17 protein-coding genes are annotated in these 23,535 nt (G+C 42.7%); 8 read left to right on the top strand and 9 right to left on the bottom strand.

All coding sequences use genetic code 11. From position 1 onward, the window contains the following. Genes ACRC53_RS00935 through rfbB form a run of 8 tightly spaced genes read right to left on the bottom strand, consistent with a single transcriptional unit; the run spans position 1 to position 9,745 of the window. On the bottom strand, positions 1-2,109 hold the full coding sequence (locus ACRC53_RS00935) for a glycosyltransferase (protein WP_438641710.1): 2,109 nt from the start codon (positions 2,107-2,109) through the stop codon (positions 1-3). A gap of 19 nt (positions 2,110-2,128) precedes the next feature. Continuing rightward, positions 2,129-4,192 carry a methyltransferase gene (locus ACRC53_RS00930; protein WP_438641709.1) on the bottom strand — a complete coding sequence of 688 codons (2,064 nt, stop codon included), beginning with the start codon at positions 4,190-4,192 and terminating at the stop codon, positions 2,129-2,131. After that, positions 4,189-5,526 carry an ABC transporter ATP-binding protein gene (locus tag ACRC53_RS00925; protein WP_438641708.1) on the bottom strand — a complete coding sequence of 446 codons (1,338 nt, stop codon included), beginning with the start codon at positions 5,524-5,526 and terminating at the stop codon, positions 4,189-4,191. Before ACRC53_RS00925 ends, ACRC53_RS00930 begins: the two co-directional genes overlap by 4 nt. After that, positions 5,516-6,334 carry an ABC transporter permease gene (locus ACRC53_RS00920; RefSeq protein WP_438641707.1) on the bottom strand — a complete coding sequence of 273 codons (819 nt, stop codon included), beginning with the start codon at positions 6,332-6,334 and terminating at the stop codon, positions 5,516-5,518. Before ACRC53_RS00920 ends, ACRC53_RS00925 begins: the two co-directional genes overlap by 11 nt. Then, positions 6,334-6,882, bottom strand: coding sequence for a dTDP-4-dehydrorhamnose 3,5-epimerase (gene rfbC, locus ACRC53_RS00915; RefSeq protein ID WP_438641706.1), 549 nt, complete (start codon positions 6,880-6,882; stop codon positions 6,334-6,336). The genes ACRC53_RS00920 and rfbC overlap by 1 nt, the downstream gene beginning before the upstream one ends. A 2-nt stretch (positions 6,883-6,884) precedes the next feature. Beyond that, entirely contained in the window at positions 6,885-7,766 is an 882-nt protein-coding gene (rfbA, locus tag ACRC53_RS00910; RefSeq protein ID WP_438641705.1) for a glucose-1-phosphate thymidylyltransferase RfbA, read from the bottom strand. Positions 7,767-7,771: 5 nt separating this feature from the next. Further along, positions 7,772-8,662: a dTDP-4-dehydrorhamnose reductase gene (rfbD, locus tag ACRC53_RS00905; protein WP_438641704.1), complete on the bottom strand. Its 891-nt coding sequence runs from the start codon at positions 8,660-8,662 to the stop codon at positions 7,772-7,774. 6 nt (positions 8,663-8,668) lie between these two features. Next, positions 8,669-9,745, bottom strand: coding sequence for a dTDP-glucose 4,6-dehydratase (gene rfbB / locus ACRC53_RS00900; RefSeq protein ID WP_438641703.1), 1,077 nt, complete (start codon positions 9,743-9,745; stop codon positions 8,669-8,671). A gap of 608 nt (positions 9,746-10,353) precedes the next feature. Here rfbB and ACRC53_RS00895 point away from each other — a divergent pair. Together ACRC53_RS00895 and ACRC53_RS00890 are read left to right on the top strand one after the other, a co-directional pair. Beyond that, positions 10,354-10,713, top strand: coding sequence for a c-type cytochrome (locus ACRC53_RS00895; protein ID WP_438641702.1), 360 nt, complete (start codon positions 10,354-10,356; stop codon positions 10,711-10,713). Between the two features lie 315 nt (positions 10,714-11,028). Continuing rightward, the gene (locus ACRC53_RS00890; RefSeq protein ID WP_438641701.1) at positions 11,029-11,634 is read left to right on the top strand and encodes a transcription termination/antitermination NusG family protein; all 606 of its coding nucleotides are present in this window, start codon (positions 11,029-11,031) and stop codon (positions 11,632-11,634) included. Positions 11,635-11,636: 2 nt separating this feature from the next. Here the strand turns inward: ACRC53_RS00890 and rep are convergent, their stop codons facing one another. After that, positions 11,637-13,676 carry a DNA helicase Rep gene (gene rep, locus ACRC53_RS00885; protein WP_438641700.1) on the bottom strand — a complete coding sequence of 680 codons (2,040 nt, stop codon included), beginning with the start codon at positions 13,674-13,676 and terminating at the stop codon, positions 11,637-11,639. A 286-nt stretch (positions 13,677-13,962) separates the two neighbouring features. Here rep and ACRC53_RS00880 point away from each other — a divergent pair, with 286 nt between their 5' ends. The 6 genes from ACRC53_RS00880 (at position 13,963) to ACRC53_RS00855 (ending at position 23,534) form a co-directional block, all read left to right on the top strand. Continuing rightward, positions 13,963-14,556: a TetR/AcrR family transcriptional regulator gene (locus ACRC53_RS00880; protein WP_438641699.1), complete on the top strand. Its 594-nt coding sequence runs from the start codon at positions 13,963-13,965 to the stop codon at positions 14,554-14,556. A gap of 163 nt (positions 14,557-14,719) precedes the next feature. After that, complete coding sequence (locus ACRC53_RS00875) at positions 14,720-15,826, top strand: efflux RND transporter periplasmic adaptor subunit (RefSeq protein WP_438641698.1); 1,107 nt, start codon at positions 14,720-14,722, stop codon at positions 15,824-15,826. Positions 15,827-15,841: 15 nt separating this feature from the next. Then, entirely contained in the window at positions 15,842-18,976 is a 3,135-nt protein-coding gene (locus ACRC53_RS00870) for a multidrug efflux RND transporter permease subunit (protein WP_438641697.1), read from the top strand. Positions 18,977-19,102: 126 nt separating this feature from the next. Next, on the top strand, positions 19,103-19,390 hold the full coding sequence (gene ubiK, locus ACRC53_RS00865; protein WP_438641696.1) for a ubiquinone biosynthesis accessory factor UbiK: 288 nt from the start codon (positions 19,103-19,105) through the stop codon (positions 19,388-19,390). Between the two features lie 236 nt (positions 19,391-19,626). Next, positions 19,627-20,394, top strand: coding sequence for a zinc transporter ZupT (gene zupT, locus ACRC53_RS00860; RefSeq protein WP_438641695.1), 768 nt, complete (start codon positions 19,627-19,629; stop codon positions 20,392-20,394). Positions 20,395-20,594: 200 nt separating this feature from the next. Continuing rightward, a complete protein-coding gene (locus ACRC53_RS00855; RefSeq protein WP_438641694.1) occupies positions 20,595-23,534 on the top strand; it encodes an HD domain-containing phosphohydrolase in 2,940 nt (979 codons plus the stop codon). The last annotated feature ends 1 nt before the right edge of the window (position 23,535 follow it).

Genomic DNA, 23,535 nt, shown 5'->3' with positions numbered 1-23,535 from the left:
TTAATTGACACCTTTCCGATAACGATGTGGTGTCCATTGTCCCCACTTAGCTTCAAAGATCGCCTTGTTTTTTTTCATCAGTTCCTCTTTATGATTATTTTTCAACTTGTTAAAACTAGCTGAAAGATGATGATGAACGAAGGCATCGTCTACAACAGCAATATTCCAACCAGCGTCTTTTACTCGCATGCAATAATCATCATCCTCAAAGAAACCTAATCCATATTCCTCTGATATAGGACCTACCGCCAGGTAAACACTTCGTGGAATTGCCACACAGAAAAAGGCTAGGCATTCAACTGGATATAATTTATTCCTATTTTCGATAATATAATTGACGGCCGAATTATTTAGCTGAACCCAGTTATCATAAGAAATATTTATTTTTGCCTCATTACCTATATTATTCGTTACCGGGCCGACAATACCAAGCGTTGGATTATTCTCTAAAGCACCGACCAACCCTTCTAACCAGTAAGGGCCTACATATGTGTCATTGTTTAATACAACGAGAATTTCACCGGTCGCTTTATCCAACCCAACATTATTGCCTTTTGCAAACCCCAAATTATTTTCATTAGGTATGAATAGGTAGTTTTCCCTAAGAGAACAATATTTTTCAAGATACTCTCTGCTTCCATCCGTCGATGCATTGTCGACAAGTATAACTTCGAAGTTGCTATATGTAGTATTACGCTCAATGCTTTCCAAGCAGTCCTTTGTGAGTTTAAGGTTGTTGAAAGTTAGAATGACTATACTAACCTTTGGTTGTTCATTTCGATTAGTCAATGCATCCAATTCACGCTCTAGATGCTTTGCTCTTTCCATCCAATCATGACTTTCCGCCCATTTTTTTCTGTCAGCAACTAATTTTTCATCGTGTTTCGTCTTCATCGCCTCTTCGATGCACAATGCAAACTTATCCGCATCTGAAGCAATAAACACCTTATCCTCTATCAAAACTACTTCCGGCATAGCCGTAGCTACAACAGGTTTGCCTGCAGCCAAGTATTCATAGACTTTAACCGGATTCGTGCACAAGGTAAGATCGTTAATAATAAAAGGAATAGTACAGACATCAAATGATACCAAGTACTTGGTTAAATCTTTATATGGAACTTCACCCAATAGCTTAATATTAGACTGTTTTTTCAAACAAGACACATCTGTAGTAACATTTCCTATTAAGACAAAATCGTATTGTGGCAATAATTTAGCAGTTTTAAGAATTAAGTCAGTATCAAACCATTCAGCAATAGCACCATAATAACCTACTATTGGCCGACTTTTTGCTAACAGCTCTTCAGATGGTTTTTCTTTAAAAAAGTCTATTTCTGCACCATTTCGTATTATTACATTTTCGCGAACTACAGATATATTCTGGGATAATAACTCAGCAGTAGTTATTACGAGATCCGCATCTTTCAGCAAAGAGTTTTCTTGCTCTAACATTTCGGAACTGTTAGTAGAGAAGCCAGCATGATGATCCATACAATCATACACTATTTTATTTTTAGGCAACTTTTTAACGGCACTATGCCAAAAAGGAAGGTTTAATATTGAGTAAACATCTGACTTTCCGAATGCCCTGCTCACAGCAAGAAGACTCTTTGCCAAAAATGTTGATTGCTCGTCACTCAAGCTATCTCTATAGAGATTAACATTAACATTCATATTCAATCTACAGCAAATTACATTTTTCGCTGGAGAATCGATAATTGTAAATCCAGGTTGATTGGTTATATTGAATGTTGTTGAAAAATAGACTACCCCATTTCCTAACTCTGCAAGCTGCTTACACAGGTGTTGAGGCCGCTGAATCCTGAAATTCCAATCAATAACCGGAAGTAAGAATATGAGCTTATTAACTTCATCAAATTCATGCAAATAGGATAATTCACCAATTACTGATGGTACTGATGGTACTGATGGTACTGATGGTACTGATGGTACTGATCGCTCATTAGCAATAGTACTTGCATATGTAATTTTTTTCTTTGGTTTCAAAAAATCACTAGTTCGTTGATAAGTTGATAGAGCAATCGTTCTATATTTAGGACTTAATGAATAGTAAATTTTTCTTAATGGCTTTTTAATAAGATGCTTCATTTAATTATTGTCTCAAATACTATGATTGACTAGAGATAAATGATTTTATTTTTCTAAGAGGCATAGTAATTTTCCAGGAAAGAGAACCTGTAATTCTTTCAATACTTGCCAAATAAAGTTCACGTTCTTTATTAATTGCATAGTTCGATAACTTAAGGTTCTCTACCTGGGATTTTAAATCATCATTTTCTAATCTATATTTATCTATAATTTCATCATGCGATGATTTAAGGCTCTCTACCTGAACTTTTAAATTATCAGTTTCCAACCTGGATTTATCGATGATTTCATCATGCGATGATTTAAGGCTCTCTACCTGAACTTTTAAATTATCAGTTTCCAATCTGGATTTATCGATGATTTCAAAAAGATTATGATGCTCATACACACTATTTTCAAAAACGATATCGTTAGCGTTTTTGAATACTAGCTGAATCTCATCTGATAAATTAAATTTATCACATCCAGTAACGGATTGACGTAGTTTCTTTTCTCTCAACACATATGAATTATATTTTTCTTCATCAAGAGATAAACCAATAACGCTAAAAGAATAGAACACAAAATCTCGAATAGTGCGTAAACTAGCTCCTTCAGGTTTACCTATCTTAGTTATAAGATTAATAATAGATATGAGTGAACGAAAAATGAGATAGCCAAGCTCTAACTCCGCTTTATAAACCCACTCTCTATCAATGATAGAGTATTCCTCATTTCCAATGACCACGATATTTTGTGGGATTGCATCTAACAAATTACCTGGCAGCAAGGTGTTGATACTCATCTGACTATAAGGAATTCCACTCTCCAATCCAATAATTTTAATATATCTTTCAAAAAATGAAACCAACTTCTCTTTACAAAAATCACTATCCGTAACAATCTTTATAAATTCGAGAATCAGTAACTCTCCGCTCTTATACTCTGTATCTTCAACAGTTATTAAGTCAACCACACTACGATGATCTTTATATTTCTCATCATAAAACGGGAATTTTACTACAGTGAATATTTCTTCATTTTCATTACAGAAAAACCGTCTCTCTTTGCAAAATTTCTTTTCTCTATTTGTTGAATAACTATACGCAATAGGTGACCCATTATCATCATCGGCTGATTCTAATCGCCCTATACAAAGAAAAGAGTTAGAAAGGTCTAATGTTAATCCATTTGTATCAATATATTCCCAAGCTCTCTCTATATTGAAATTAGTAATTCTTGGCAGAAGAGGATCTCTTCGAGAGCTTAATATGGGGAAAATTTTGCTATCAAATCTGCTTAACTTAATAGCCCGTTCAGTTAAAATAAAGCTCGGGAACTTGTAATCAGGAAAAGGTGCAAGGAACTCAATGCTTTCAAATCCAGAAGCAGAAAGGTGATTCGTTAATTCAATCTTACCAAAGGTAATTGCTTCAGTAGACTTATATCTACCATCAATACCATACATGGGTGTTCCAATATGATCTTCCCCCGCACCAGCAAAATATTTAAGCCCAAGCCTATTTTCAATCGCGATGATTAGCTTTCCATTCGGCCTCAAAAATGACTTAGCTTTATCCAACATATATTTAATTGGATTCTCATCGCTGCTGAAAACGTTAGCGTACTCTAATACACCGATCAATGTTACAAAATCAAATTTTTTCTCTACATTAAAGCCTTCAAAGGAGTCAGCTACTATTGTGACATTGTCAAGATCTCTTGTTCGCTCTCTTGCAATTGAGGCTCGTCTTATTGAACCTTCTAGCGTTAGTAAGTTCGCTCCACATTCACCAAGGTACCTTGATATAGCGCCACAACCACCACCAATTTCTAATACATCCTTACCATAAAATTCCTCACCGAAGGGTCTTAAGATATTAGATCTCTCTGGTGAAAAATGATAAGTTTGAGGCCAGTTTGTGCAATGCTCTTTAAGTTCACTAGAGTAAACATCGATATTATTGCAATTTTTCAAAATCTCTATAATTCTATTTTCAACATCATCTCCATCATTATAAGCTATACTCGTATAATCAGATTTACACCAAACCCCGTTTTTTTCATCAGCTGTATACCCAACTAAAAATTTATTAACTCTCATTCCCCCCCCTCAACGCTAAATTGTAGACCCAAATCGACTAATCCAAAGAAGGTGTTGTCTGGTTTTACCTGCAGATGTATAGAATCATAGCGCCGATCATGCGGTACGATTTCCTCTCCATTTTTTGTTGCTATACCGACGGAAATAAAATAATCACCGGAAGACAATTTGCACTCAAATTTAGCATTTACAATTGCTACTTCTCCTGGTCGTCCATACTGTCTAAACTCATTAAAATCAAGGCTTTCACTATTAACTCCATAAACAGTAACCCCTTCTTTAGTTTTTATCGTTATCCCCAAGATAGGGCAAACTACTGTTTTTATAAATTTAACCGCTAGAGTTAAAGAAACTTTTTGGCCAGGACTAATAGCAGAAGGATAAATGACATCATCAGCTGATAGATTGAAGTCTAAAATTTTTGCAGCACCATCACCCCATCGATACTCATACGGGTTGTAACCTGCGCGTGTTGCATATACATCTGCTGCGCAATTTACTTGCATATGATTTTTGAGCAGTTCTAACTTATTACTTTCTAATTGCGATGTATCATTATTAACTATTTCCTCTTTTCCAAAGAGCAAATCCATATATCTATTTACTACAGTGTTTGGATGGCCTTGTTCTATCATATTCCCTTTATCAATCAACACGGCATGAGAACAGTGCGTAACAATCTGTTCGCTTGAATGAGTAACCAGCAGGATACTAGTTCCATTCTCTTTTAGCTGTTTTAGCCTATCGAAACATTTTGCTTGGAACTTTGCATCTCCCACAGCAAGAGCCTCGTCGACGATAAGGATGTCAGGGCTAGATTGAGCCTGGACAGCAAAGGCCAATCTCACCATCATTCCACTCGAGTAGGTTTTTACTGGCTGATCTATAAACTCTCCTATATCGGCAAACTCTAATATATCTTGAAATCGCTCATCGATCTCTTCACGGCTTAAACCGAGGATAGCGGCATTCAAATAGACATTTTCTCTACCAGTAAATTCAGGATTAAACCCTGAGCCTAACTCAAGTAGTGCCGCAATTCTTCCGTGTGTATGTATTTCACCAGTAGTTTGATTTAAAGTGCCGCAAATCATCTGTAATAATGTAGACTTTCCACTACCATTGCGCCCAATAATACCAACCGTTTCCCCACTTTTTACTTCAAAAGTAATATCTTTAACAGCCCAATACTCTCTAAAATATTTTCTTTGTGTGAGGCGAAATATTTTTTGAATACGGGGAAATATAAATTGCTTTAATCTGTCTCGAGGTTTTTCATATATATGATAGCACTTCGAAACATTCTCAATTTTTATAGCAAGATCAGATGACATCAGAAAAACCTTTACGTGTATTCTGGAACCAAGCAAATCCTACCCATGCAATAAGTAGTGATATGATGAAAATAACTCCATTCATCAGTAAGTCAGGTGACTTACCAAAATACAATACATCCCTTGCTTGCTCTATAAATGGCACAAGAGGATTTAAATATAGAATAGACCTATAATGTTCTGGTAATGATGAGATCGGATAGAAAACACCACTCATGAACATCAATACAGTAGTTAGCACCCCAATGATCTGTGATACATCTCGTAGATAAACGCCTAATGATGAAATAATCCAACTCAACCCCAAAATGAAGAACATATAGGGAATTATTATAAATGGTATAAACAAAGATGATGCGTGAGGAATACCAATCAAGATACTATATGCCAAAATCCATACAATCAAACTAATGCTAGTATGAAATAAACTCGATAGTAAATTAACAACTGGTAATATTTCCAAAGGGAAAACAACTTTTTTTACATAATTTGTATTGGACAATATTATATTTGGCGCCTGATTAATTGTTTCTGAAAAAAGATTGAACATTAACATGCCAGCGAATAGGATTAGTGCAAACTCTGCTTTGGAGCCAGTTCCCACACCCCATCGAGCATTAAATACCTCACTGAACACAAAGGTATACACTGCCAGCATAAAAAGTGGATTAAAAAAAGACCACAACATGCCGAGTATAGAACCTCTATAGCGTCCTAAAATGTCGCGTTTTACAAATGCTATTATTAGAGCCTTGTTACACCATAATACAGTAAGCATTGCTTTGGGTGAGGAAGAAAAATGCTTCATTAATCAAACATCTCCGCATTTTTAAATTCTATTCCGCTTTGATCTTTAAGAGAGAGTTGCGGTAGTAGCTCTGAAGTCCAATCAATATCAATTGTGATGTCATTCCATACGATGCAACGCTCATGAGTAGGTGCATAATAATTCGTTGTTTTATACAAAAATTCGGCAGTATCACTCAACGTCAAAAAACCATGAGCAAATCCTTCCGGGATCCATAACTGCCGCTTGTTATCACCAGATAGATGAGCTCCGACCCACTTACCAAAAGTCGGTGAACTTTTGCGGATATCCACTGCTACATCGAACACTTCACCTGCCACGCAACGCACCAGCTTACCCTGGGCATGAGGAGGCAACTGATAGTGCAAGCCGCGCAATACCCCTTTCGAAGATTTAGAATGATTATCCTGTACAAACGTAACCGGATAACCTACCGCCTCTTCAAACTGTTTTTGATTAAAACTTTCAAAAAAGAAACCACGCTCATCACCAAAAACTTTAGGCTCAATAATTAACACATCAGGAATGTCTGTTTTAATAATATTCATGGTTACTCTTGGCCTTTAATCATATTTAATAAATATTGCCCATAAGCATTTTTAGCCAATGGTAGCGCCAGTTTTTTAACTTGCTCGGCATCGATAAATTTCATGCGGTATGCAATCTCTTCTGGGCAAGCCACTTTCAACCCTTGGCGTGTTTCAATAGTTTGAATAAAATTGCTTGCTTCAATTAAACTCTCATGTGTACCGGTATCAAGCCAGGCATAACCGCGCCCCATCATGGCTACTGATAAATCACCTTGTTGCATATACAAACGGTTAATATCAGTAATTTCAAGCTCACCACGGGCTGAAGGTTTTAAGTTCTTAGCCAGCTCAACAACACGGTTATCATAAAAATAGAGGCCCGTTACCGCATAATTACTTTTCGGTTCACGTGGTTTCTCTTCCAATGAAATGGCAGTTCCTGTTTTATCAAATTCAACAACACCATAACGCTCAGGGTCGTGCACATGGTAAGCAAATACTGTTGCACCATGGGTTTGTTGATTCGCTTCGGCCAACTGCTTTTGTAAACTGTGGCCATAAAAAATATTATCACCCAGAACTAATGCACAAGGGTCATTACCAATAAACGCTTCACCAAGAATAAAGGCTTGTGCCAACCCATCTGGGCTTGGCTGCACTTTATATTGCAGGTTTAATCCCCATTGGCTGCCATCTCCTAACAGTTGTTCAAAGCGTGGGGTGTCTTGCGGGGTGCTGATAATCAGAATATCGCGGATCCCCGCCAGCATTAAGGTACTTAGTGGATAATAGATCATTGGTTTATCGTAAATCGGCAGCAGTTGTTTACTGACTGCCATTGTTACAGGGTATAGCCGCGTGCCAGATCCACCGGCAAGAATAATACCTTTACGGTTGTTCATAATGATTATTTACCTAAAATCTCAATTAACATACGCTTTACCCCTTCCTGCCACTGCGGTAGTTTTAATCCGAAGGTCTGTTGGAAGTGAGTGGTATTTAAACGGGAGTTATGCGGACGCTTGGCTGGGGTTGGAAACTCATTGGTAGGCACAGCATTTAACTGTGTCACGGCTAACTCAACACCTTGTTTACGCGCTTGTGCAAACACTAACTGGGCATAGTCAAACCACGTGGTAGTGCCTGATGCAATCAAGTGATATAACCCTGCAACACTAGGCTGAATCAACGCAGTACGAATAGCATGAGCCGTACAGTCAGCCAGTAACTCAGCACTGGTTGGTGCACCGAATTGATCATTAATCACTGACATTGTGGTACGCTCTTTACCAAAACGTAGCATGGTTTTAGCAAAATTATTCCCACGCGCAGCATAGACCCAACTGGTTCTAAAAATCAGATACTTATCGCATGTTGCTTGTATTGCTTGCTCACCTTCAAGTTTTGTTTGACCATAAACATTCAGTGGTGCAGGCACATCTGTTTCGCGCCAAGGGGTATCACCAGCACCGTCAAAGACATAATCCGTTGAGTAGTGAATTAACCAAGCCCCAAGCGTAGCCGCCTCTTTTGCCAATGCAGCAACGGTTGTTGCATTCAGTAACCGTGCAAAATCAACTTCACTTTCTGCTTTATCAACTGCAGTATGTGCCGAGGCATTGACAATAACATCCGGTTTTACACAGCGTACTGTTTCTATAATCCCTTCTGGCTGGCTAAAATCACCACAATAGTCTGTAGAATCAAAATCAACTGCAACAACCTCACCCAGCGGGGCCAGAGCACGCTGTAACTCCCAGCCAACTTGACCATTTTTACCTAATAATAAGATCCGCATGTCAAGTTACTCTCCGTATTGTTGCGTAATCCAATGTTGATAAGCGCCACTGCGCACATTATTTACCCACACTGTGTTCTCTAAATACCACTGCACTGTTTTACGAATACCAGACTCAAACGTCTCTTGTGGTTGCCAGTTTAACTCTGCACTCATTTTACTTGCGTCAATGGCATAACGCCGATCATGGCCTGGGCGATCAGTAACATATGTAATTTGCTCACGGTAAGAGTTTGCTTTTGGAACTATTTCATCAAGCAAATCACAAATGGTATATACAACATCTAGATTTTGTTTTTCATTGTGACCACCAATGTTATAGGTTTCACCTACCTTTCCTTCAGTAACCACTTTGTATAAAGCACGGGCATGATCATCCACATAGAGCCAATCGCGAATTTGATCGCCTTTCCCATAAATAGGTAAAGGCTTATTTTCCAGCGCATTTAAAATCACTAAAGGAATTAATTTTTCAGGGAAATGATATGGCCCATAATTATTAGAACAGTTTGTAATCAGTGTTGGAAAACCATAAGTACGCAACCAAGCTCGAACAAGGTGATCACTAGAAGCCTTTGATGCAGAATATGGGCTACTCGGTGCATATGCAGTCTGTTCGGTAAATAATGGTAATACACCCGATACTTCATCTGGATGTGGTAAATCACCGTAAACTTCATCCGTTGAGATATGGTGAAAACGAAATGCTGACTTATTTGCTAATGTATTCCAATACTGGCGAGCGGCTTCTAAAAGTGTATAAGTACCAATAATATTGGTTTCAATAAATGCTGCAGGGCCAGTAATTGAGCGATCAACATGGCTCTCTGCGGCTAAATGCATCACAGCATCAGGCTGATATTTCGCAAAAATACGATCAAGAGCTGCACGATCACAAATATCAACTTGCTCAAACGTATAACGAGGGTTTTCTGCAATACACTCTAATGACTCAAGATTACCGGCATACGTTAGCTTATCGACATTAATCACACTATCTTGCGTATTTTGAATAATATGCCGAATAACAGATGAACCAATAAAACCGGCCCCACCGGTAACGAGAATAGTTTTAGCTTGCATGAGTAGGTAACTCTATATATTGAGTAAAATATGAGGAGTTAAGCGTTATGCAGTGAAATATAAAGAATACAATGACACTCGCAGTGTGATAAAAACATACGCTACCGCCCTTAGGTTGCAGCTCCTAAAATGCTGAGTGTTATGTATAACCTTTTGATAAGCGAAGGAAATATCCATAAAAAGGCTCTTCCTTGGGCCGTAGCCCTTATCAGTATCCCGCTTAACTTACTCGGTATGAATGTGATCTACTTGGAAAATTTTGCGCGCCAATTATAAGGGAATGTGCGAGCTGCGCCAAATGTAACGCTGAAATAGTCCGTATTAATCTGTAAATCCATCGTTGACATGACATTTTAGCCACAATAATGACAGTAAGTAACATCATTATTCACTTCATTTTATTTACAGTTAACTTATAATCACGCAACAACACGCTCATTGTTTGCGCATAAGGTCATGCCTTCAAACCCGATAGCATCACACGGTCATCCATAAGAAACTAAGGTAATATCGCGCAAAAAGCAGGCAAGTACAAACCTATTTATGTTGGGGGCAATACAGTGAAAATACCGGTCACTCCGTTAATAAAAACGTTAGCAGTACTGCTTGTGAGCATTTCATCCGTTGTGTCGGCCGCCGATATGTCGCACGAGGCCATTGCCGAGCGCATTAAACCTGTTGGTAATGTTTACCTTGAAGATAAAAGTGCTACAACTCAACCTACTGGCCCACGAACCGGTGAGCAGGTGTATAACGGCACATGTATAGCTTGCCACGGCACAGGCGTATTAGGATCACCTAAATTTAGAGATGCAGCAATGTGGTCACCACGTTTGAAACAGGGTATTGAGACTCTACAAAAACATGCCATCAGTGGCATAAACCAAATGCCACCGCGTGGAACCTGCACCAATTGCAGTGATGATGAGATAAAAGCGGCCATTGAATATATGACTCAAGGGCTGTAACTGAGTTTTTATCGTTAACATGCGTACCGCATGTTCTATGTACTGAGCACAGTTTTGTCTGTGCTGTGCTCAGTAGAGGTAGGTAGGTATTTTTATCCATGCGTGAATGCTTGAGTGTTTATGCTGTGTGAATCGGGCATTCACAAAACAGCCAAACTTCGGTATGCCCACGTGTTAGTAAAGGGTGAGTACAACTCTTATTACATATTATCGTCACCCCTTATCAAATTTACGTATCTTCCCCCTTATTAGCATCTGGTTATTTATGACATAATTGTTATTAATACAGCATGAACTTAATATACTCAGACACTTATGGACGCTTGGTATCTTCTTTATTGTAAACGCGGGCAGCAATCGCGGGCTGTGCAGCATTTAGATATGCAGGCGATTCGTCATTTTTGCCCGGTGCTAACGGTGAAAAAATTACGCCGTGGGCACTGGCGTGAAGAGCAAGAGGTGCTGTTTCCTAACTACTTATTTGTGTATTTTGATCCAGATGTATTTAGTGTCACAAAAGTGCATGCAACCCGCGGTGTTGCACGCATGGTCCGTTTTGGTGACGAGTTAGCCAAAGTGCCTGATGATGTTATGCAGGGTCTTGAGTGTGCTTATGCTAATTTTAACCCCAACCGAGCTGATTTACCTGCTGAGTTATCACCGGTAACACCAGCATCAACAACGTCAGCCTCGTTGCACTCTTCTGCGCCACAGGCTGAGGTTTTGTTACCTGAACACAGTGCCGATCATAAGCAGGCTTGCGATCATCAGGTTCGTGTGGCAGATACAGCGCACCAAGAGGCGTTATGGTTACAAGCACTCTCTACGATTAACCTTGAGCCTGATGGCGAAAAGCGTTCGCTCCTGTTGGTTAATTTGCTTAACGCTCACTATCTACAAACCCGTAAACCTCGCCGTTAATATCATAAGTTCGGTTTATTTTTAGCTTTTGCGAGCATATCGCGCAATCCGGCAACACCGGCTCGCCCCGTTTGCATACGCTGTTCGGCTGTTGCAGGCTCTTTGCGCAGCTCCCAATTTAGATCATCTTGTGGCAGTTCAAGTAAAAAACGGCTTGGCTCTGGGCGGATAAGTTCACCATACTGACGGCGCTCTTTACACAGGCTAAAGGTGAGAGTTTTCTGCGCGCGGGTAATCCCTACATAGGCTAATCGGCGCTCTTCATCCACATTATCTTCATCTATGCTGCTCTGGTGCGGCAAAATGCCCTCTTCCATGCCGATTAAAAACACATGCGAAAACTCTAGCCCTTTAGAGGCGTGCAGGGTCATCAGTTGTACCTGATCGGCATCATCATCACTCTCACCACGTTCAAGCATATCGCGCAGGGTCAGGCGTTGTACTACCTGTGGCAGAGTCATCGGCTCGTTATCGTTGTGTTGATCACCTTCGAGCATGGTGGTGATCCAGCCGAATAGGGTAGAGACATTACGCATTCGCATTTCGGCCGCTTTCTGGCTAGGCGAAGTTTCATTCAACCACACATCATAGTGGATGCCGTGAATCAAATCGCGCAGCGCAGCCACCGGGTCGCCACGCTCGGCGCGATCACCCATTTCAACTATCCAGCGGGTAAACTGCCGCAATGCGTCTAAACCTCGCCCTTGTAAGTGCTGCTCTAGCCCCAGATCAAAGCTGGCCGCGAACAGGGTTTTATTCCGACAATTTGCCCAACTGCCGAGCTTTTCAAGTGTGGCGGGGCCAATTTCACGGCGCGGGGTGTTAACTATACGCAAAAAGGCGGTGTCATCATCAGGGTTGGTCAGCAGACGCAGATACGCCATAATGTCTTTAATTTCGGCGCGAGCAAAAAATGATGTGCCACCAGAAATTTTGTAGGGGATGCGGTTTTGCATCAGTAACTTTTCCAGTGTCCGCGATTGGTGGTTGCCACGGTATAGAATGGCATAATCACTGTACTGGGTTTTATTCAGGAAGCGGTGAGCAATAATCTCACCCACTACGCGTTCGGCCTCATGCTCTTCGTTGTTGGCTTGCAGTACGCGCAGCGGATCACCGTAGCCCAGTTCAGAAAACAGCCGCTTTTCAAATTCGTGTGGGTTGTTGGCAATCAGAATGTTGGCCGATTTTAAGATCCGCTCAGATGATCGGTAGTTTTGCTCAAGTTTAATCACCTGCAGGGCCGGAAAATCCTGTTTCAGCAATGTTAGGTTTTGCGGGCGCGCGCCACGCCATGAGTAGATTGATTGGTCATCATCCCCCACCACCGTAAAACGGGCACGGCTTCCCACCAAGAGCTTTACCAGCTCGTACTGGCTGGTGTTGGTATCTTGATACTCATCCACCAACAGGTAACGTACCCGCTGCTGCCAACGTTCGCGCACCTCTACGTTGTTGCGCAGCAGCAAGGTTGGCAGCAAAATGAGATCATCAAAATCGAGCACATTACAGGCGCGCAGTTGTTTATCGTATTGCTCATAGCAATATGCAAACAAAAAGCCCCGCTCCCCTTGTGCGATCACTTTGGCACGTTCTGGCAAGATCAGATCATTTTTCCAGCTCGATATTTGGCTAACCAGTTGGCTGAGTAGGTCTTTATCCCCTTGAAGCTGGGTTTCGGTTAGCTCTTTGAGCAGTGCCATTTGGTCTTGATCATCAAACAGTGAAAAGCCACTTTTTAGGCCAATGGCCTTATGTTCACGCTTGAGGATCTCTAACCCAAGTGAGTGAAAGGTTGAGACTAATAGCCCTTTAGTTTCATAGCGGCCCAGTGTTTGGCTAACCCGCTCTTTCATTTCACGCGCAGCTTTGTTAGTAAATGTTACAGCCACAATATGTCGAGCTTGATAACCACACACACGGATTAAGTGCGCAATTTTGGTGGTGATCACCCGTGTTTTACCCGAACCTGCACCGGCTAAAACAAGACAGGGCCCGGTGACACTCTCTACCGCTTCCTGCTGACGGGGATTTAAACGCATACCACTTCTCCGAGAATACATGACAAAAGGCTGTGCCGATTTTAGCACCTCCTCTATTCAAACGGGTTAAAAAGCCACAAACGACTACGTTCAGGCGATTATTCCGTAAACAACACGTAACATTCACGCCGATCAAAAGTGTGTTTTTATGTGGCAACATTGAGTTTTGTTTGCACAAACGCAAATAACGCTTACAATAATGTGAACTGAACGTTCATTCAGAATCGGTGCTATTTTACCCGTGTTGGGAGCAGCTTGCCGCGCTGTATGAGAATATCAACCCTTCATGGACTCCGAATTTACCATGCTCGATACCCGAGAACAGATCCTTGCGGCAACTGAAATTATCTTGGCTACCCACGGTTTCCAAGGGCTTTCTATGCAGAAAGTCGCGCAGCAAGCGGGTGTTGCGGCAGGCACAATTTATTGCCACTTTAAAGATAAACACGACTTGCTTATTCAGCTTGCAGAGGCAATTCGTACCCGAATTGCTAATCAAATCTGCGCAGGGGTTACAACTGAAGGGCCGCTATATGGGCGTTATCGCCAGTTGTGGTTGAATTTATGGCAGTTTTGTTGTGAAAACCCGAACCAAATTAATAACCAGTATCAGTATGACAATGTGCCTGGTTTTGATCGCCCATTATGGATTGAACAACAAAAACGCTACGCGGTTTGGTTTCAGGTATTAGAAGAGGGGGTGGCAAGCGGTGAGCTCATTGATCTACCGCAACAGGTATTATCTACACTCAGTTTGGAAACTGCGCAGGGGCTTTTTCGGCGCATGAGTATCCACGGTGATACCGCTACCTTTAGCCCGCAAATTATAGAGCAAACTATTGAAGCGAGTTGGCGCGCTATTTTACGGCCAACTGACTAAAGCGCAATAACTGTATAACAAGCGGAATCAATATACCCTAATGTGTACACCTAAAATGATTATTCGCACCCTAAATCTGTGAAACCAACCCTGCAAGGGATAAGCACACGGAACGCGAATTAATAAATAGAACAATATTTTTAATACGGAGCATCAGATCAAGATGAAAAAATGGGTCGCAGGGATGTTATTGCTGGTGGTTGTCCTTCTTGGCAGCGTCATCGGGTTTAACATATTTAAAGAGCATATGATCGCCAACGCACTGGCGAACCGCCCTGAGCCGGATTATCCGGTAACGGAAACAACCATTAAATCAACCAGTTGGACTCCAACTATTGAAGCTATCGGTTTTATTGATCCAAACCAAGGGGTTGTTGTTTCAACACAAACTCCAGGTATCGTAAAACAGATTAACTTTAACTCTGGTGATAAAGTGGCAGCGGGAACCGTGCTAGTACAGCTCGATGACCAAGTTGAACGCGCCAATTTGCAAGCAGCACAGGTTAAGTTACCGTCGATAAGGGCTACTTATCAGCGTAATTTAGAGCTAGCTAAAACTAAATTTATCTCTAAATCAAGTTTAGATGAAGCACAGGCGAACTATGAAGCCCAGCTTGCCCAGATCGAGAGCCTAAAAGCGACCATCGAGCACTATAAAATCCGTGCGCCATTTAGCGGCATTGTCGGTATTCGTAATATCAACCTAGGCCAATACTTACAAGCCGGTACCGATATTGTGCGCTTAGAAGATGTGTCGGTGATGAAGCTGCGCTTCACTATCCCACAAACTGAAATCTCTCGCGTACATACCGGTCAGCCTATCGACATTTATGTTGATGCCTACCCACAAGTTCCGTTCAAAGGCCAAATTACCGCTATTGAACCGGTTGTTACCACACAAAGTGGTTTGATTGAAGTTCAAGCAGATATTCCAAACAACGATGGCCGTTTACGTTCAGGTATGTTTGCACAAGCGAAAATTATTCTGCCAACACTGACCGATCAGATTGTTATCCCACAAACGGCAATCACCTTTACGTTGTACGGTGAGACGGCCTATATCCTGAAAGAGAAAGACGGTATTTTGCGTGCTGAACAAGTCACCGTTACTGCAGGCGATCGTAAAGGCGATAGCGTGCACGTGCTTAACGGCTTAAAAGCAGGCGAACGTCTGGTAACCACAGGTCAGGTTCGTCTGAGTAATGGCAGCAAAGTGCATGTTGTGAACGGTGATCCGTTAGTCACACCTGCACAGCCACCAATGCTATAAGACCGGAGTGTAATAATGCGCTTTACCGATATATTTATACGCCGGCCGGTACTTGCGATTTCGATCAGTTTTCTGATCGCATTGCTCGGCCTGCAAGCGTTGTTAAAAATGCAGGTACGTCAGTATCCTGACATGACCAATACTGTGATCACGGTCAGCACCAGTTACTACGGTGCCAGTGCTGACCTGATTCAGGGCTTTATCACCACCCCAATTGAGCAAGCTATTGCGCAAGCGGATAACATCGACTTTATGACCTCAAGCAGCCTAATGGGTTCTTCGACCATTACGGTTTACATGAAGTTGAATACCGATCCTAATGCGGCAATGTCAGATATTCTGGCAAAGGTAAACTCGGTTCGTTCGCAAATTCCAAAAGAGGCGCAAGATCCGACGATTACCAGTTCAACCGGCTCAAGTACCGGTATTCTTTATTTAGGCTTTACCAGTAAAGAGTTGAACTCTAGCCAGATTGCTGACTACCTTGATCGCGTTGTTAAGCCAATGCTGTTTACTGTCGATGGGGTCGCAAAAGTTGACCTGTACGGTGGTGAAAAGTACGCGATGCGTGTATGGCCTAATCCGGCAAAAATGGCCGCATTTGGGATTACATCAAGCGATTTAGTACAAGTGATGACCTCCAACAACTACCAGTCTGCGGCAGGTCAAGTAAACGGTGATTTCGTATTTTATAACGGGAATGCCGATACCCAGGTTGATAATGTCGCTGACATGAAAAATCTGGTGATTAACAGCAATAAAAATGGCCAAGTTGTCCGCTTAGGTGATATTGCAAAAGTCACGATGGCAAAAAGCCATGACTTGTATCGCGCCTCTGCAAATGGTCAGGAAGCAGTTGTTGCGGCAATTAACGGCGCACCATCGGCTAACCCAATCAACGTTGCGGCAAATGTGCTTAAACTGTTACCGGATATGACCCGTAACATGCCAAGCACCATTAAGATGAATGTGATGTATGACTCAACCATCGCAATCAATGACTCTATCGATGAAGTGGTAAAAACCATTATCGAAGCGGGTGTGATTGTACTGGTGGTGATTACACTGTTCCTCGGCTCTTTCCGTGCTGTACTGATCCCTGTTGTTACCATTCCGCTATCACTCATTGGTGTGGCGATGATGATGCAGTTCTTTGGGTTTACCATTAACCTGATGACACTGCTCGCGATGGTGCTTGCTATCGGCTTGGTGGTCGATGATGCGATCGTGGTACTGGAAAACGTCGATCGGCATATTAAAGAGGGTGAATCACCGTTCCGTGCCGCAATCATTGGTACACGTGAAATTGCCGTACCGATTATCGCCATGACGCTAACACTTGGCGCAGTATATGCACCGATTGCACTCATGGGTGGCTTAACAGGCTCACTGTTTAAAGAGTTTGCGCTGACACTGGCCGGTGCGGTATTGGTTTCTGGTATTATCGCGCTAACCTTGTCGCCGATGATGTGTGCGCATATCCTCAAAGCGAATGAAAAACCAAGTAAATTTGAACTGACTGTACACACGAAACTGGATAATCTTACTGAGCGTTATGATCGTGTTTTACATGCGATTATGCAGCATCGTTCAGTGGTGATTGCTTTTGCGGTATTGGTATTCTTATCACTGCCACTGCTGTTTAAATTCATTCCAAGCGAACTGGCACCGAATGAAGATAACGGCTTGGTGGTTTTGATGGGGACAGCCCCCTCAAATGCTAACCTTGATTATATTCAGCAGAGTATGGCTCCGGTTAACAAAGTGTTGTCTAGCCAGCCAGAAGTGCAGTTCTCGCAAATTTTCTCAGGTATTCCAACCGCAAATCAGGCGTTTGGTCTGGCAACACTCAAACCGTGGAGTGAGCGTAAAGCGTCTCAACAAGAGGTTGCTAACCGTGTGACAGGTTTAGTGAAAGACTTACCGGCCATGTCAGTCACCGCATTCCAGATGCCTGCCCTACCGGGTGCATCAAGCGGTCTGCCATTCCAGTTTGTTATTACCACACCAAACAGCTTTGAAAGCCTGTTCCAGATTGCGTCTGATATGTTAGATCAGATCAAGAGTAACGGTATGTTCGTTTACTCCTCTATGGATCTGAACTTTAACTCGGCCACTGTCAATATCCAGATTGATAAAGACAAAGCTGGGGCATATGGTGTGACGATGCAAAGCATCGGTACTACACTCTCAACTATGCTGACCGATGGTTATGTCAACCGAATTGACCTGTATGGCCGTTCGTATGAAGTGATCCCGCAGCTTGAGCGTAAATACCGTCTGAACCCTGATTTACTCAATCAGTTGTATGTTCGTGCCGCTGACAATAAATCCGTGCCACTGAGCAACTTTGTGAAGATGACGGTTCAATCAGCACCGCCATCACTGTCACACTTTAACCAGATGAACTCGGCCACATTAAGTGCAGTACTGGCACCGGGTGTGACAATGGGTAATGCCGTGAAATGGATTGAAGGCCAAGCCGCTGAGAAATTACCACAAGGTTATAGCTATAACTTTACCGGTGAATCTCGTCAGTTTGTTAACGAAGGTAATGCCCTGATGGGGACTTTCGGTTTAGCATTGGCGGTTATTTTCTTGGTTCTATCTATTCAATTTGAATCACTGCGCGATCCATTGGTGATCATGGTTTCTGTACCACTGGCAATTTGTGGTGCACTGATTGCATTGGCCTGGGGCTTTGCGACCATGAACATCTACTCGCAAGTCGGACTAATCACCTTGGTGGGTTTGATCACCAAGCACGGTATTTTGATTTGTGAAGTGGCTAAAGAAGAGCAGTTAACGCATGGACGCAACCGTATGGACGCTGTTATGGCGGCCGCAAAAGTACGTTTACGCCCAATCTTGATGACCACAGCGGCGATGATTGCCGGTCTGATCCCACTGCTGTACGCCTCAGGGCCGGGTGCAGCAGCACGTTTCAGTATGGCGATTGTTATCGTAGCAGGTTTGGCTATCGGTACGCTGTTTACCCTGTTTGTACTGCCAGTTATCTACACCTTCTTAGCCAGCCAGCACAAACAACTGCCTGTCTTTGTTGAAGATAAAGATCTGGAAAAGTTACAACGGGTTGATGAAGCGCGTGCGGCTATCCAACAAAACCGTGAAAGCCGTGATCCACAATAAACGCGGTTAAACCGCCATAACTGTGGTATTGCTCACACAGGCCAGCGCATTGTCGCTGGCCTTTTTTATTACCTATTCACGGCGCTTGCCGTACAATGCACAGTGCACTTTCGGAGGATAACGTTAATGATTGATCCAAAAAAAATTGAGCAACTTGCCCGCCAAGTTCACGAATCGATGCCAAAAGGCATTCGCGAGTTCGGTGAAGAGGCTGAAAAAAAAATCCGCCAAACTCTGCAAGCACAGCTTGGCCGCTTAGATCTGATTAGTCGTGAAGAGTTTGATGTGCAAACACAGGTTTTATTGCGTACTCGTGAAAAACTGGCTCACTGTGAAGCTCGTTTAGCAGAACTAGAAGCTCGCCTAATGGCTCAACCTACTGCTAGTCAAACGTTCGACGATAAAAACGAATAACCACTGTCAGTTAAGCCATGTTCAAAACAGCGCAAACCCCTCTTTTATCTGCGCTGTTTTTATTGTTCCGTACGCTATCGTGATTAAATGCAAAAACAAAATAGAAAACTCACACCTTATCGATTGTTAATTCCTATTGATATTATCTATCACACAGACTGTATTTTTTATTAAAACCCGCTACAATAAAAAAAGAAATGATAATCATTATCAATTAAAAGCGGTGGGATATTCTTATGTCAACAGCACTGATACTGACAATTTTAGCGGGTAGTGCGACCTTTATCGGTGCAATTGGCGGTGTTATTGGGCGTAAGCCATCAAACCGCGTGTTGAGTTTCTCACTTGGCTTTGCTGCTGGCATTATGCTGTTAATCGCATTAATGGAGATGCTACCTGCAACACTGGCAACTCCTGGTGTGAGTGCGCTGACAGGTTATGGTGCATTTATTGTTGGGTTGTTAGGTTACTTTGCACTTGATCGCTTACTGCCACATGATCATGCCCATGATTTAATGCTTAACAACCATGACCACAGTGCACCGCGTCCACCAAAAGACATTAAGCGTGCGGCTATTTTACTGACTTTAGGTATTAGCCTGCACAATTTCCCAGAAGGCATTGCCACTTATGTTACAGCCAGCACTAACCTTGAGTTAGGTTTAGGTATTGCATTGGCAGTCGCCATTCATAATATTCCTGAAGGATTAGCCGTTGCAGCACCGGTATACGCCGCGACAGGTTCAAAACGAAAAGCACTGTTTTGGGCAGGATTATCCGGTGTTGCTGAAATTATAGGGGGATTATTGGCCGCTTTTGTGTTTGGTGAACATATTAACCCTATGGGTATGGCAATGATTATGGCAGCAGTAGCAGGCATTATGGTGGCACTGTCTGTGGATGAATTAATGCCGTTGGCAAAAGAGATTGACCCTAAAACTAACCCTAGCCACGGCGTACTGTGCGGAATGGCTGTTATGGGAATCAGTTTAGCCCTGCTGTAAATCATGGCACTGTATTAACAATAACACTTTGTTTAATTAAGAAAATATGCTGTGCCACCTCGATGTATAGCGTAATTTTCAAGAAAATATTACGGCAAAAAACGCAATTCGTGACTACATTTTCTCATTAAGGCCGTTATACATAACACCGTTAACGGCCAACGTATTTTCCGATAGATATAATAATGAGAATAAAGACGATGGCCTCAATTTGGCGTAACAGGCGCTATCCGCTACAAATTCAGATAGCCAGCTTATTTAGTCTACTGCTATTTCTCATTGGGATAGTGCTGATAAGTTTTAATTACTATCGCACCAATAAACTCAATATTGAAAATACACATATCTTATATAACTACATTGGTGATAATGCTGCATCAGAGCTAGAGTTAAATACCCGCTCACTTGGGGTTGCAGTTAACTTACTGACCACCATGCCTATTACCACCTTTTCAACGCTAGAGCAGCGTTTTGATTCACTGCCACGTTTGCGTGAGATCCTACTCAGTAGCCCGTATGCCAATGCCGTTTACTGCGGATACACAGACGGTGATATGTTCTTGATGCGCCGAGTCGCAAAGCATGCACTCAACGAGTGGAATGCCCCAGAAGGCACGGCATGGATAGTACAAAGTGTGGATCATGAGGGTAATACCGTTCGGCGAAACTACCTCTACTTTGACTACAATCTTAACCTATTGCGCAGCGTTGATACCCCTGAGTTTTTATACGATCCGCGTGTACGCCCTTGGTATAAATTATCTATAGAAAAACCGGGGTTACAAATGGCCCCAATGTATGTGTTTGCTGCTTCCCGCGAAATTGGTACCACTATTAGCCGTGCAGCACAAAATCATCGTAGTGTTATTGGTATTGATGTTTCACTAAAAACATTCAGTGATCTACTTAAAGAGCAACAACTCCCTGCAGGCAGTAAAATGGCGCTGATTAACCCACAAAATAAAGTGGTTGCCAGCCTCGACCCACGTGAAGTTTTTCGTATGAATGCTGATCGTAAAATCAGTATGTCTTCAATAGATACACTGCCAAACCCTGCTTTATCAAAGCTCTTGCGGCAAGTAGAAGGGCAGCCCTACACCAAAAGCCATAACCTTGAATTTGAAAGTATGGGGCAGATGTGGTTTGGCTCGGTTATTCCTATCAAAAACTCACAAGGTGTTTTCCGGTTAGCCATTGCGACCCCCTCTGCCGTACTGCTTGCCAGCTCTATTGAAATTCGGAATCAATCAACCCTGATTGCTATCTTAGTGCTATTTACTGCATTGCCCATTGTCTGGTGGATCTCTTATCGCATCTCGCGCCCGCTACGCCAATTGCGGCAAGAAGCCGAACAAATCCGCCGTTTTAACTTTGAACCCCCTAAACCCATTAACTCTGTCGTGCTGGAAATTGATGCACTCGCACGCACCATGAGCCAGATGCGTAGCACTATCCAACAGTTTTTGAATATTGGTAACTCGCTGGCTGCCGAACGTGATTTCACCACCCTACTTTCACGCTTAATGCAGGAAACGACTAAATTGGTGGATATGGAAGGCGGGGTTATCTATCTGCCCGACCGTGATAGCATCACCCTGACACCAGCACTGTGGCAGTGGCAAGGTCAGCCGCAGTCGCTGCAGGATATCCCAACCATTCATATCCCGAGTATGAAACACGCAGCCTTGCAGCAGGCACTGCAAGGGCATGTTGTTCATCAGCATCTAACTGATGATAGCACCATCGTAGAGTTAGCCGGTTTTACACAACAGTTGGGTGATTTAGACGCTGTAATGGTTGCTATGCGTAACCGAGATAATCAGCTTATTGGCCTATTAGTATTACTCAATCCACACAGTACTCACCAACTGATTGAACCGGCGAAACTAAAATTAGTGGAAGCACTTGCCGGTAGCCTATCCGTTTCTGTTGAAACGCAGCGATTACTGCTAGAGCAAAAAAATCTACTCAATGCCTTCATCCAATTGATGGCAGGCGCAATTGATGCAAAAAGTGCCTACACGGGTGGCCATTGCCAGCGCGTGCCAGAAATTACCGAAATGCTGGCTGAAGCTGCCGTTCAAGCACAAAGCGGGCCGTTTGCTGATTTTACGCTCAGTGATGATGAGCGTGAAGAGCTGCATATCGCCAGTTGGTTACATGATTGCGGTAAAGTCACCACCCCTGAATTTGTGGTGGATAAAGCTACCAAGCTCGAAACCATGTACGACCGTCTCAATGAAATTAGAATGCGTATTGAAGTGCTCAAGCGAGATGCCAAAATCAGCGCGCTTGAGCAACAACTTAAGGGGATTCCTAACGAACACATTGAGGCGTTATATCAGCAGCAGATTAGTGAGCTCGATGATGACTTCCTGTTTTTGGCTGAATCAAACGTTGGCGGTGAATTTATGTCTGATGAGCGGCTGGCGCGCATCAATAAAATTGCCGAGCGCCGCTGGTTGCGGACACTTGATGATCGGGTTGGCTTATCGCACGAAGAGCAGCAACGTAAAGCGCGGGTAGAACAACCCTCTCTGCCAGTGTGGGAACCTCTGCTGGCTGATCGCGAAGATCACATCTTCTACCGCGAGGCACGAGATCGTCTACCAGAAGGTCATGGCTTCCAGATGCAAGAGCCGAAATACCTGTATAACCGCGGAGAGATCTACAACCTCTCAATCCGGCGTGGTACGCTGACCGATGAAGAGCGTTATAAGATCAACGAGCACATTGTCCAAACCATCGTGATGCTCAAAACACTGCCGTTCCCCCGTACCATGTCGCATGTACCTGAGATTGCCGGTGGCCACCATGAGCGTCTTGATGGCAACGGCTACCCTTGCCGTCTGAAAAAAGAGCAGATGAGCCTGACAGCCCGAATGATGGCAATTGCTGATGTATTTGAAGCACTAACGGCTGTTGATCGCCCTTACAAAAAAGGAAAAACGTTGACTGAATCACTTGGCATTATGGCGGGTATGGTCAAAGGGCAGCACTTAGATGCCGAGCTATTTACGCTGTTCTTACAAAGTGGGATTTGGCGAGATTATGCCTGTCGGTACATGCGCCCAGAGCAGATTGATGAGGTTGATATTGCACGCTTTTTACCGGTGAAAACAGAGCCGAATCCGGTCTAAA

This window comes from Plesiomonas sp. (genome assembly GCF_051652165.1).
Taxonomy (GTDB): Bacteria; Pseudomonadota; Gammaproteobacteria; order Enterobacterales; family CAMTGL01; genus Plesiomonas.
This window is presented reverse-complemented; position numbering and strand designations above follow the sequence as displayed.